At 42.2% G+C, this 13,427-nt stretch carries 6 protein-coding genes; 5 read left to right on the top strand and 1 reads right to left on the bottom strand.

Annotated elements, in window-relative coordinates; all coding sequences use genetic code 11:
- Positions 1–346: 346 nt before the first annotated feature.
- Positions 347–3,535, bottom strand: coding sequence for a hypothetical protein (locus IEW76_RS20040; RefSeq protein ID WP_188656149.1), 3,189 nt, complete (start codon positions 3,533–3,535; stop codon positions 347–349).
- A 286-nt stretch (positions 3,536–3,821) separates the two neighbouring features.
- Here IEW76_RS20040 and IEW76_RS20035 point away from each other — a divergent pair, with 286 nt between their 5' ends.
- The 5 genes from IEW76_RS20035 (at position 3,822) to IEW76_RS20015 (ending at position 13,307) form a co-directional block, all read left to right on the top strand.
- A complete protein-coding gene (locus IEW76_RS20035; RefSeq protein WP_188656148.1) occupies positions 3,822–6,212 on the top strand; it encodes an immune inhibitor A domain-containing protein in 2,391 nt (796 codons plus the stop codon).
- Positions 6,213–6,362: 150 nt separating this feature from the next.
- Complete coding sequence (locus tag IEW76_RS20030; RefSeq protein ID WP_188656147.1) at positions 6,363–7,982, top strand: GGDEF domain-containing response regulator; 1,620 nt, start codon at positions 6,363–6,365, stop codon at positions 7,980–7,982.
- A gap of 12 nt (positions 7,983–7,994) precedes the next feature.
- The gene (locus tag IEW76_RS20025; protein ID WP_188656146.1) at positions 7,995–8,360 is read left to right on the top strand and encodes a response regulator; all 366 of its coding nucleotides are present in this window, start codon (positions 7,995–7,997) and stop codon (positions 8,358–8,360) included.
- Positions 8,353–11,592 (top strand): ATP-binding protein, encoded by a 3,240-nt coding sequence (locus IEW76_RS20020; RefSeq protein WP_188656145.1) that lies wholly within the window; start codon positions 8,353–8,355, stop codon positions 11,590–11,592. Before IEW76_RS20025 ends, IEW76_RS20020 begins: the two co-directional genes overlap by 8 nt.
- A 140-nt stretch (positions 11,593–11,732) precedes the next feature.
- On the top strand, positions 11,733–13,307 hold the full coding sequence (locus tag IEW76_RS20015; RefSeq protein ID WP_188656144.1) for a peptide chain release factor 3: 1,575 nt from the start codon (positions 11,733–11,735) through the stop codon (positions 13,305–13,307).
- The last annotated feature ends 120 nt before the right edge of the window (positions 13,308–13,427 follow it).

The following is a 13,427-nucleotide window of genomic DNA, read 5'->3' as shown; positions in this document are numbered from 1 at the left end:
CTCTGTAGCTCGTTCCTCCATTTAAATATCTTTGAACCACATCATGTTTAATGAATGGAGTAAATTTTTTCATTTTCTCACCTCATATTCTCAGACTAACTGTGTCCAAAAATATGGTTCAAGCTCAAGTTCGTGCCCTGCGGGGTCTCGTCGACCTCTTTCTCCCGCAGGAGTCTCCCCGTTCCCCAGCCACCCCAGGCCATATTAGATTAACGTCTCCATTGCAAAAGAATATTGATATGCACAAACCTCTGAAGGCTTCAATGTCTCAGCTCGTGGCTTAAAGTACATTTCATTACACAAAAAAACACCCCGCTCGTTTACATAAACGAGTGGGGTGTTTTGGTTAGTCCGCTTGTTCAAATGCGTCTTTCATAATGTCGTAGGATTTCTTTAAGCGTTCTTCTGATTTTGGTTCGTTCCAGTTCTCCCATGTGTAAGGGAGGAAGTTGGTTTTTGAGTTGATTTCATTACCTTGTTTTGTGTAGGCCATGATGGATAGGTTTTCGAAGTTTCGAGATCCTTTTAATCCTTCTTTCCACAGGTCTGTCATTTGTTCTTTTTGACTTGGGTCTTTGATGTTTAAAAGTTGCCATGGGATTCGGACTTCTATAACCTGATCGTTTTCTCCGATTGCGTAATCGGTTAATGCGTTGTAATCTTCGGATTCTGGGTTTGCGTTTCCGTGTTGTAGCTTTCCTGTTTCATAGGAAGAGAACGGAATGGTTTCATTAGTCGTTGGAATCTTTAATTCCTTATTTAAGGCCAATCGAATCGGGTGAAATTCTCCGTTATTCTTCTTACTAGCATATGGTTGTTGCTCAATCATAGAGAGTGATTCTCCGTATTGATAGTAAAATGGATCATAGTAGCTATCGACAAGGAGTTCGGCTTGTTCTTTGCCGTTTATCTCTAGGAGGAAATCGACACCTTGTTTTGTCGTCACTTCATCTGTGAGCGTTGTGATGCCTTGATTTTGAATCGTATCGAAGGCGACGTGGAGCGATTGATCTTCAAAGTTGAAGCTTTTATCCATATCGAAACGAAGATAGAGATAACGTTCGTCATGGTCAGTTGCTACTGACTGGATTTTTCCGTTTTCGGATGAAGAAAGTTTAGCGTCTTGCCATGATTCTCCTTTTCCATCTACGGTTCGTTTTAAGCGGTCAAAGGATAACAGTCCAAATTGTTGTTCATTGGTCTGTGCATTTGACCAGAATGGACGTCTGTTTGGATTATCAAGTTCCATCGTGTTCCACGTTCGTTTGAACCACTCATCCTGCCAAGTGAAGACGAGTCCACCAAGCGTGCCTTCTGCGACAATGTCTTCAAATAAGCGCTTATTGATTTCGCCTTGTTGTTGTTCTGAATGGTGCCCCTGGTCCCAGCCAAATGGGTTGCCGTGTGTCTTCCCGCGGGATCCTGGTACTCCAAATTCGGCAACAAGAATTGGCATATCATGCTGACTCACGAGGTCATTTAAGTAACCTGCATAGCTGTTGTTCTCTCCGCGCTGGTCTTTGTAGGACAGATACTCTTCGTCATAGTTAAAGAAGTCAGGGTAATACGGATAAACATGATAACTCGCAAACATGCCTGGCTTAAATGTATCTTCGTTCGTGTGAATAACATTTGGGTTTACGCCTACGAGATCTTCTTTCTCAAGAGGTTCTGATGGGTGCTCGAGAAAATCAGTCGTTGGCCAATTCGTGAAGCTAATTGGGCGCTGCCAGTTGTAATGCTCCATTTCATATTGAACGGTGTAGTCCATCATCGATGCTAGCCAATGTTCAAAGGGCTGTGCGTCCTCTGTGTACACATACTCGCCTGAGTAATCTCCCTTATCTTGATGATTTTCATTTGTCTTCTCGACCATCTCAGGGAACCACTCAATGCCAATAATCCAACCAATCACGTATTCAGAAATGTCAGCGTTGTAAACGCCGCTCGCATGACCTGGTTTCTCTTCAACTTCAGCATTTCCATGGATGACATCTACTAAGGTCGAGATTTCTCGTTTGAACGACTCCGTATTTTCCTCATGGAAGCTGTCTAAATGACGTTCAAGCGGTTCTTCTTCAACCCAAGCCCCGTGAAAGACGTAAATCGGATCATCTGCATCTTCATTGTAATTCTTAAGGGCTCTGTAAAAACCAGGCGGGTGAAGCGTGTATACACGTATTGCATTAGCGTTCATCTCGCCGATTTGTTCAAACCATCTGGCGTATTCACGCTCCGTAATGGCAGCTTCTCCTGGAAAGGCACCAGGTTTCCCCATACCTATATTTACACCTTTCATAAGCGCAGGCTTCCATTCTCCGTTTTGATAGATTTCAAAACGCTTCTCGCCAACTCTTGTAGGGTAAGAAATCCCGTCTTCATTGGCTACTTGTTTCTTAGTCTCTTCAGTTTGTGACTTTGGTGACGTTTTCGCTTCTTTTAAAATGTCTCTTAACATAGGTACGTAAGTCTTCCAATAAAATGGTTGAGGATTTGACGGATCATCAAACGAGAACCATTTGCGGAAGTTTGCTACGCCTTTGTATTGATAGAAGGGAGGCAGCGACTCCATATCAGCGAAATCACCTGCAAAGTAGTAAGCTGGATAATCGTTCTTCGTTGTGCGTGTGACAGCAGGGAACTGAAGCGGAATATTGTGCTCGCTTAATTTTTCCTCTCCTTGTTCGGTTAGGTCCCAGTCATAATAAGCCATCACATTTTTTGAATCATAAGGTTTTACAATATCAAACCAGTAAGCGTAATGGGGGCTTTCTTTTAAACCGAATTGTTTTTCCCCTTGATCTGTAAAGGTAGCTCGAATGCCTTCGCCAGATACGTGCTCATCTTCTTCTAACACAACAATCGTGTTATCTCTATGAACGAGTACATAACCTGCTCCCTTGAATGACCAATCTTTTCCTTGTTGTTCTTCATAATCGCGTACGGCCCATTTAGGGATTTCGCTTTTTTGTGAGTCTTTAGCTAAATCTTTGAAATAACGTCCTGACCAACCTGTCGCTTCAATGTTCAATAGATTGGTAATCGTTTGACGCGCGTCCCCCCGTGTCGGGCTTGAAAATGTATTAAATTCCGCGATAAAAGTGGCTGGGTTCTCATAAAGAGAGGCTTCTATTTGTTCGGCCTCTTCCTTTGTTAACCCGCCTGTGACTTTGGTAGACTTCTCACCGTCGCTGTTATCTCCTTTTAAATCAGCGTCATAAACGCCATATGTATCAGCAAGGTAGATCATATTGTAGGTGCTTAAGTCTTCCGGTAAAGAGGATGTTTCAGGTTTTTCACCAGGGTGATACCCTACGTAATCTTGCTCCGTGTCATAAGCATCCCCGTCAGCTTTCGTATATTTCTCATAATTTAATAGCCATGTTAGGCCTTTGTGCTCTCTATAAGACTCATTTGGAACCGTTTTATCCACTATGAGTGTCTCTAACGGCTGCTTAGGCTCTAAGAGCCACCATATAAAAGGAAATGCTAGTATAAGCAAAAATCCTCCTAGTACAAATGGCCACTTCTTCATCCCATTTCCCCCTCTGTAGAAGTAGTAGGTATATGTATTATCTCATATCCTGATCTTTAACACAGTATTCTCTATTTCTGGATCATTTTGTGAGTGGGTCGAAGCGATTAAATAGGAGAATGAGGCGAATGGACTACCTAAAACGTGTCGATAGGTGTCGATAAAACCAGTCTAAACGCTCATTTTGCCTTTATTTCGAGATGAAGTGTTGTTCTAAACTACAAGTTGGGTTTATAGTAAGAATAATCCAAATAACGAAAAATTCAGAAATTTAGGGGGATGACGGATGAAGAAGGGTAAATTATTAACATCGGCTTTAGCGCTGACGCTGGCGATTGGTCCAGTGGCGAGCGTTAATGCTTCCATGCCTTCACCGAGTGAGGTTGGCAAAAGCAAACACGTCCATCATGAAGGAGGATCACCATTTGATTTAGCCATCGCAAACGATGAGCGTTTAATTGAAATGTTGAAAGAGAATGGTACGATTGGAAAAAATGCTTCGCCGGCAGAAGCACAAGAGAAATTGAACCAATTCTTGCAGGCTAAGCAAGAATCAGCTAATAAAGAAGTAGGAGAGCTTCATGATGAAGAGGAAACTACTAAAGATAAGCTTAAAGGGCAAATGGAAAACAACAGCTTGACTAACGGTAAAGGAAACAAACTTGGACAGGCGAAGAAAAATGCTCCAGATGGTGTTGAAGAGGAAGCGTATAATGGTGAAATGCGTACGGACAAGGTCCTCGTATTGCTAGTGGATTATCCGGACAAGCCTCATAACTCTATGTCAGCTGATGAAACGGATATGTATTATGAGGGGGAAGATGCATACTCTCCTGAACATTACGAGGATATGCTGTTTGGTGATGGCGGCTGGACAGGTCCAGACGGTGAAAACTATGTATCTATGAAACAGTACTACGAACAGCAGTCTGGCGGAAGTTATTCGGTTGAAGGGGAAGTTGCTGGATGGTATACAGCGAGTAAACCGGCGGCTGCTTATGGTGGCAACTATCCTACAGAAGATGATAGTGATGTGAATGCTCGCGGTTTAGTAAAAGAAGCTTTACAGGCAGCTGCAGCTGATCCTGATGTTAATATTGCGGATTATGACCAATGGGACCGCTATGATTTAGATGGTGATGGAGATTATCTAGAGCCAGACGGCTTAGTCGACCACTTAATGGTGATTCACTCGGGTGTTGGTGAAGAAGCAGGTGGCGGTAGCTTAGGATCAGACGCAATCTGGTCTCACCGTTGGAACCTTGGTGGCGTAACTCCTATCACAGGAACAGAAGCAACTGTCCCATACTGGGGCGGATCGATGGCTGCTTATGATTACACAATCGAGCCTGAAGATGGTGCGGTTGGTGTTATGGCTCACGAATTCGGTCATGACTTAGGTCTTCCTGATGAGTACGATACGCAGTACTCAGGTGCTGGTGAACCGGTAAGCTACTGGTCTATTATGTCTAGCGGAAGTTGGGCAGGAGATATTCCTGGTACAATGCCTACTGGATTTAGTCCTTATATGAAGGAAATGCTTCAAGAATCTGCGGTTGTAGATAATGAAGGAACAAAAGGGAACTGGTTAACTGGATCAGAAATTGATTTAGAAGAAGTTGATAGAAAAGGTACGGAATTCTTGCTTGATGAAGGTGTAACTAAAGGTAAGAATAATGACGTAGTAAAAGTAACTCTTCCACAAAAAGAAACAGTAATCAACGAACCTGCTAGTGGTGAGTATGAGTACTTCAGTGGAAGCGCTGATGACTTGCATAACTACTTAAAGAAAACAGTAGACCTTACAAATGCTACTTCAGCAGAGTTCAATTTCAAAACTTGGTACGATATTGAGAAAGATTGGGATTATGCATATGTAACTGTTGATGGTGAGCCAGTTGCATCAGATATTACTACTAATGAGAACCCTTATGACTCTAACTTAGGGAACGGTATTACTGGTTCATCTAATGGATGGATCGACGCATCATTCGACCTTTCTCCTTACGTTGGACAAGAAGTAGAAGTGGCTATTGAGTACGTAACAGATGGTGCCGTTAGTAACCCAGGTTTATACGCTGACGATCTTTCAGTAGTCGTTGATGGGGAAGAAGTTGTATTTGACGATGCAGAAGGGGAAGCTTTATTTAACTTAGATGGCTTCACAAAAACAGACGGTATCAAAAGAAGCGACCACTACTACCTCCTAGAATGGAGAAGCCACAACGGCGTTGACGAAGGCTTAGCCAACATCCGTCGTGGTGACAGCCTAATGACCTTCGATGATGGCTTACTAGTATGGTACGTGGATAAGCAATATAGCGAGAACTGGACAGGTTATCACCCAGGTGATGGTTTTGTAGGTGTTGTCGACGCGGACCAGAAGACGGTTAATTGGAGTGATGGAAGTGTAGCTTCGACACGTTACCAGGTTCACGATGCAGCGTTTAGTCTAGATAAGACTGAAAAGATGTATCTGGATTATACAGATCTTCTTGGTATTACGCTGAAGGATAATCATACAAAACGCACTCCACTATTCAGCGACTCTGCAGATTACTCCAACCCAGGTTTGGTTGATGCAGGACGTAACGTACCTGAATACGGCTTAAACTTCCGCGTAACGGGAGAAAGCGAAGACGGTACAGTAGGTAAGGTTATGATTTACAAAGACTAAGAAGAATCATATTGAAGAGAAGCTACACTCACATTCGTGAGTGTAGCTTTTTTTGCATGGAACAAGCTTTTTCTATAGCCAACTTCTTCCTTTTATTGGCCAGATATAAGATAATAGATACATAGACTTATACGATAAGGAGAGAGACATTTGCAAAAGTATCAGACCCTATTTCTGAAGCGAACCCGTTCCACTCTCCAAAGCTGGAGTGAGCATCGTTCGATTACGAACGGAGCGATGTACCAGTTTTTGCATTCATTAAAGGGAACGGCTTCATCTATTGGTTTACCTTCTATAACAGAGGTGGCAACGAGTCTTATGCAACAGTTGCCTGCGTCTGTTGATTATGAATGGAAAAAAGAAAGGTGGCAGTCTTTCTTAAGTCCGCTTATAGAAGAATTAAAGAAATATTCATCTGTTGAAGTTCATACAGAATCCTTAATTGAAAAGATAAAAGATGAGACTCCAAAAGGCTCGTTAGTGTTGCTTGTTGGGGATCAAATCGATCGTATATCGAATATAAAAGATATGCTTGAAGAACATTATGCGGTGATGGTCGCGGCAAATGAGGCGAAGGCGATTGAAGTGTTTTATAGCCAGAAGCCTGATTACGTCATCATTGATTTACATCAAAAAGAGGACCACGGGTTTCACGTTCTTTCAAGTATTGCCAATAAAGCAAGACATAGTTTTGTGCCTACGTTGCTTGTGGAAGATGCGCCCCATGCGATGTTACGGAAGAAAGCATATGAGGCCGGGGCATTTGATATCGTTCATTCCCCTTTTGATAACGAAGAAATGCTTGCTTTAATCCAGAATCGTTTAGAACTTAAGCGCGTCCTTCAGGCTCAGATTTTGTTAGACGAATTGACAGGAGCCTACAACAGAAAGTTTCTACAAGAAGAGTTGCAGCGCCAATGGGCAGAATTTGAGCGTTATGAGACTACATTTTCTGTTGCGATGCTTGACTTAGACCGATTTAAACGTATTAACGATACATATGGCCACGATACAGGTGATCTTGTTCTCAAGCAGTTCGCCGAAACGATTATGAAGAATAAACGTCAAGGTGATTACTTTATCCGGTATGGCGGAGAAGAATTTATGTTGATTATGCCGAAGACAGACGGAGAACAAGCGCGCATGATTGTGGATCGCCTTTTACACGTCTTCTCCGAGCAACCATTTGAAAAAGATGGTACGACATTTACATGTTCCTTTTCTTCTGGGATAGCTTCTGTTCATCACCGGATTAAGCATACGGATGAACTCATTTCGCACGGAGATCAAGCTCTTTATATGGCGAAACGGAATGGTCGTAATCAAGTGCAGGTATTTGATGAGCAGAAAGGGGAGATTGCTCAGAATCTTGATGTCATTCGCATTGGGATTATTGATGATGATCCTATTATTCACGAACTGCTTCAGGATCATTTAAGAAAGCTAACGTTTAAAGGGCATAGAGTGGAGCTAAGAACCTTCCGAGAAGGGGAAGAATTCTTTGATTCTAAATGGTACCAACAAGATGGCAAGTTCGTCTTATTGTTAGATGGTGTGATGCCCCGGATGGATGGACTTGAAGTGTTGCGGAAGCTTCGTAAAGAATGTTCCGTGGATCAGTTCGTCATTATTATGCTGACCGGAAGAAAAAAAGATCAAGATATCGTAAAGGCTTTAGATCTTGGAGCCGATGATTATATTACGAAGCCATTTAGTGTTTCAGAGCTAGAAGCACGAGTGAAGCGACTAGCTCAGCGGTTACTTTTTTAAGGAGGAATGAACGTGAAGCGTATTTTAATTGCGGACGACGAGGAAGTCTTGCGCATGTTAATTGTCGATACGTTAGAAGAAGAAGGGTATGAACTAGAAGAAGCGGAGGATGGGATGGAGGCTTTTGAAAAAGTTCAGAAGAATGAATACGATCTTCTACTATTAGACTACATGATGCCGGGAATGACGGGGATTGAAGTTGCTGAAAAAATAAAATCGTTAAACGGTAAAGAGCGTATGAAGATCATGATGTTAACAGCTAAGAATCAGCAAAAGGATATCGATGCATCAAAGGCTGCCGGTATTCATTATTATATGGCTAAACCATTTAGTCCTCTTCAATTAATTGAACTTGTGGAGGAAATTCTCGATGCGTGACTTTTTCAGAAAAAGCATTCGCAGGCAATTTCAATTTATTATGATGGTTGTCTTCGTTCTCGCGTTAATCGGCATTTCTATTATTCTAGCCATTCAATCTCAGGTGAAAGAAAGCTATTTAAAAGAGAGAGAAACGCTTTCTAGGCAGACAGAAATCGCAGAGAATATTGAACAAGAATATAACGAGATGATTATGCGGGCGAGAGGGTATCTTGCTTTTTTGAATGAGGGCGAATGGGAGTTGAGCCAGGAGGCCCACGCGAACTTAGTTGTTTTGTTAGATGAGTTGAAAGAATATGAGTTAACGAGTGAAGAAGAGCTTGTCTATGAGGACCTTTCTGCATATGTTGAGGAATACTGGGATCTGCTCTTGCCAGCGGCTGTTGCCTATGCTGAAGATGGCAATTATGAAGAGCTTGTAAACATTTCACAAGATACGAGTGGCACTTCCCGTATTAATAGTTTTCTCTTAAGGAATAAGCAGATTGTTGCAGCAAATGAGAGGGAATTAGAAGCGGCTCATGAGGATTTTATAGAAAGAACCAACCGGATTACATACGCATTAGGTGCATTGATTGTTATGTTATTTATCATCATCAGTCTTGCTACGAAACGAATGTCTAAAAGTATAGGCGAACCGCTTAGCGAGTTGTCTGATGCTTCTGAGCAGTTAGCGCTTGGGAAAGAGGTGTCGTTTCCTACGGTGCGCCGTCAAGATGAGTTAGGGACACTAACCAATGCATTGTCTTCGATGGCTCATGTCATACAGGACCGCGAAGCTGATCTGCAAGCTCATAATGAAGAGCTCCAAGCCCAGCAAGATGAACTAACTGAACAACAAGAGCGACTAGAGAATTCGGTTGTAGAGATTAAGAACTTGAATATGGCCATTAACGAAGCAACCATTCTATCTGTAACAGATACAGAAGGTTTCATTACAGATGTAAATGATAAGTTCTGTGAAGTGTCTGGGTATTCTTCTAAAGAAATTATGGGTCAATCGTACTCATCCTTCTTCGCAGATGATCAACCGGAATTTTATGAGAAAATGATTCGTACGTTAAGAGAAGGGCGGATTTGGAAAGGCGAACTGAAGAATAAGGCAAAGGATGGGACGTACTATTGGGTGGATTCTACCATTGTCCCTTACAAAAATGATCATCAGGGAATTGAACAATATTATATTATTCAGTTCGAAATCACGAATATGGTGGAAGCTGAGCAAGAACTGAAACACCTTTTAGAAGAAACGAATCGAACGAAGAATACGCTTGAACATTATAACGAACTGAATCATGCTTTATCGATCACACTCGATATGGAAGAGTTGTTGGAGACGGTCTTGTTCCAGCTTCAGCAAATTTTCTCGTTCAATAAAGGGATCTTGCTAGTCCTGGATAGTTCTGATTATGCGAGTATTAGTATTTCAAATGAAGCGGCTGCAAGAATGAGATCTCATATTGAAGAGCAGGTCGTTGTCCGTCTTCAAGAGACGAAAGAGCCTTATGTTCTGAAAAGAGAGGCGTTCGAGGGAGAGCAAGGGTACCACGAGGAAACGCTGTATAGTTACGATGTCTTTGCTCCTATATTTGATGCGAAGGGAGAACTTCAAGCCGTGTTTGTGGGTACAAGGGTTGGACTTTCCTTTGATAAAGAAGAAACTAATGAGCTTGAGGGAATCCTGAGTCGAGTATCCTTGTCACTTGAGAAATTGTTTTTATATGAAGAAACCGAACAAAGTCGCCAGTTAAATCAAGATATAATTGATAATGTGAATGAGGGCATTCAATTTATTGATGAAAAAGGAGTGCTTATCCAATATAACAGCCAGTTGTGTAGTTTTATGGAAGCGGAGAATTGTGAGGATTGTTTGAATGAGCCTTTCTCGTATTGGGTTACCTTTTTCAAAGAGCGCGTAGAGGACCCTGAGGCCGTTACAGCCTTTTTCGAGACGGCGATTTTTCAATCTTCACAGAAGAGTTCACAATACCGTTATGAGGTAGCAGGTCCTGATCGCAGAATTATAGAGGTATATGCAGAATCAATCTACCGTAGAGACGAACGCCTTGGAACGTTATTTGTTCACAGAGATATTACTTCTCAATACGAAGTCGATCAGATGAAGTCTGAGCTTGTGAGTACCGTTAGTCATGAACTCCGAACACCGCTAGCTAGTGTGTTAGGGTACACGGAACTGATGTTGAATAGGGAGCTTAAGCCTGAGAAACAGAAAAGATATTTAAGTACAATTGAGAAAGAAGCAAAACGCTTAACAAATTTAATTAACGATTTCTTAGACTTACAGCGCATGGAATCAGGGCGTCAGGTCTACGAGAAAGAGTTCATTCAAGTCGAGGAAGTCGCTCAGGAAGTGATTGATTCCTTCCCGTATTCCTCACAACATGAAGTGTATTTAAACAACCACTCTTCTCATCTTCCTGTCTTAGCAGATCGGGAGAAGCTGATCCAAGTGTTTACGAACCTTATTAGTAACGCCATTAAATTCTCTCCTGATGGTGGGAAAGTTATTGTCACGATGAATGGAAATGACCAGGAGTTATTCATCCACATAGCTGATGAAGGGTTAGGCATACCGGATCATGAACTGCCGAAGCTATTTAAGAAGTTTCACCGTATTGATAATTCAGAGAGAAGGAAAATCGGTGGTACCGGACTAGGGTTATCCATTGTTAAAGAGATCGTTGAAGCTCATGGTGGTAAGATTACAGTACGCTCAGAGGCTGGTAAAGGGAGTGTCTTTACAATCACTCTTCCGCTTGCTCAACCGAAGTCAGAAGGTGATGGAACAAGTTTAACACCCGATTTACCACTCATTATGGTCATAGAAGATGATCATAGCCTGGCGATGTTAATTCGCGAAGAATTGAAAGGGACGGGATTCAATGTCCTTCACTATGCAAGTGGTGAATCCGCCGTACGGGTGCTTGATCATTATGAACCAGATGGTTTTGTTATTGATTTGATGCTTGCTGGCGAATTAGATGGCTGGGACGTTATTAAGGAAATTAAAAAACGGCCTCAATTGGAGCAGATCCCTATCTTTATTTCGACCGCTCTTGATGAGCGTTCCAAAGGTGAAGAACTTGGAATCGAGCATTATTTAACGAAGCCATATCCACCAAATAAGTTGTCGACGACGATTTTGCGTACGCTTTTACAAAATGAAAAGAATGGTCAAATATTAGTTGCAGGGGATGAGGAGGGAAATTGACTTGTCTATCTCCTTCGTGCTATGTTTGATAAAATTAAGATGACGAGAATGTATAGGCCGCTCCATTTGATCTTTTGGTCAAGGTGTGGCCTCTATTATGTAAAAATAGAGCAGTTCATCATGTGATGGGAGAATGAACAATGAGTGTACAAAACGAAATGAAGAAGCGCCGGACGTTTGCGATTATTTCGCACCCGGATGCTGGTAAGACAACGTTAACAGAGAAATTTCTATTATTCGGTAACTTGATCCGTGAGTCCGGTACCGTTAAAGGGAAGAAGTCCGGAAAGTTTGCGACTTCTGACTGGATGGACATTGAGAAGCAGCGTGGAATTTCCGTCACGTCTTCTGTTATGAATTTCCCTTATAAAGACTATCAGGTTAATATCTTGGATACACCAGGGCACGAAGACTTTAGTGAAGATACGTACCGTACCCTTACAGCTGTTGATAGCGTAGTTATGATTATAGATGGAACGAAAGGGATTGAAGCGCAAACACTTAAGCTATTTAAGGTTTGTAAGATGCGTGGTATTCCGATCTTTACGTTCATCAATAAACTAGATCGTGAAGGCCGAGATCCGTTTGATTTATTAGATGAAATCGAAGGAGAGCTTGGTATTGAAACGTACGCAATGAACTGGCCTGTAGGGATGGGGAAACGCTTTAAAGGTATTTTAGATCGTCAGAATGAACAATTTGTTCAATTTACAGGAAATGAGACCGAAACGTCTATTCCGTATGATGAAATTAACGATCATCCTGAACTAGCTGAAGATGAGACGTTTGCAAGTGCATTCGAAGAGCTTGAGTTGCTTGATGGAGCTGGCGTTGAGTTCTCTATGGACGCGGTTCAAAGAGGAGAGCAAACGCCTGTATTCTTCGGTAGTGCCCTTGCTCCATTTGGCGTTCGCACCTTCTTTGAAGAATTCATTTCTATGGCTCCACAGCCTGCTCCACGTAAGGCATCTGGGGACATGATTTCACCTGATAAGGAAGAATTCTCAGGGTTTATCTTTAAGATTCAGGCGAATATGAACCCAGCACACCGCGATCGTGTAGCGTTTGTGCGTGTATGTTCAGGCAAATTCGAACGAGGAATGAACGTTACATTAGATCGGACAGGAAAGTCTATTAAATTAGCACAGACCCAGCAATTCGTTGCATCCTCAAGGGAGACGATCCAAGAAGCCTATGCGGGTGATATTATCGGAATTTATGATCCGAACGTATACCGTATTGGCGATACGCTTGTCGAAGGGAAAGAAACCTTCCACTTTGAAGAGCTGCCACAGTTCCCGCCTGAAGTATTTAAGAAGGTTGTTGTGGAGAACGTTATGAAATCGAAGCAGTTCAAGAAAGGACTTGAACAGCTTGTGCAAGAAGGGGCTATTCAATTGTTCCGCAGTCTTCGCAGCGACGAATATATTATCGGGGCAGTCGGACAACTTCAGTATGAAGTGTTTGAGTATCGTATGAAGAATGAGTACAACGTAGGCGTTCGATTTGAAGATATCGGGGAGCGAATTCCTCGTTGGTTAAAATCGGACCAAGTTGATCGTTCCAAATTCGATGACCGAAGTCTTCTAGTAAAAGACCGTGAAGAGAACTACCTTGCTCTCTTTAAGAATGACTTCTCCCTACGCTGGTTCCAAGATAAAAACCCAGACATTGACCTCATCGACCTGTTTGAAGTCAACCAATATAGCCAATAATAAAAACAAAAGCTGGTGGCCCCACCAGCTTTTTCTTATACATAAAAAAGCTTTATGACTTTAGAGAAAGAAAGGGTGTCAGGCACGCGGTTGTACTTTAAAGCAGTGCAGGGTGTCTGG

The sequence above is a fragment of the Pontibacillus salipaludis genome, assembly GCF_014642405.1.
In the GTDB taxonomy this organism is placed as follows: domain Bacteria; phylum Bacillota; class Bacilli; order Bacillales; family BH030062; genus Pontibacillus; species Pontibacillus salipaludis.
The sequence above is the reverse complement of the archived record's forward strand: the minus strand, read 5'-3'. Positions and strand labels throughout refer to the sequence as shown.

What these genes read in the sequence shown, in the direction of transcription:
- IEW76_RS20040 (WP_188656149.1), bottom strand. Translation starts at nt 3,535, where the DNA reads ATGAAGAAGTGGCCATTTGTACTAGGAGGATTTTTGCTTATACTAGCA.
- IEW76_RS20035 (WP_188656148.1), top strand. Translation starts at nt 3,822, where the DNA reads ATGAAGAAGGGTAAATTATTAACATCGGCTTTAGCGCTGACGCTGGCG.
- IEW76_RS20020 (WP_188656145.1), top strand. Translation starts at nt 8,353, where the DNA reads ATGCGTGACTTTTTCAGAAAAAGCATTCGCAGGCAATTTCAATTTATT.
- IEW76_RS20015 (WP_188656144.1), top strand. Translation starts at nt 11,733, where the DNA reads ATGAGTGTACAAAACGAAATGAAGAAGCGCCGGACGTTTGCGATTATT.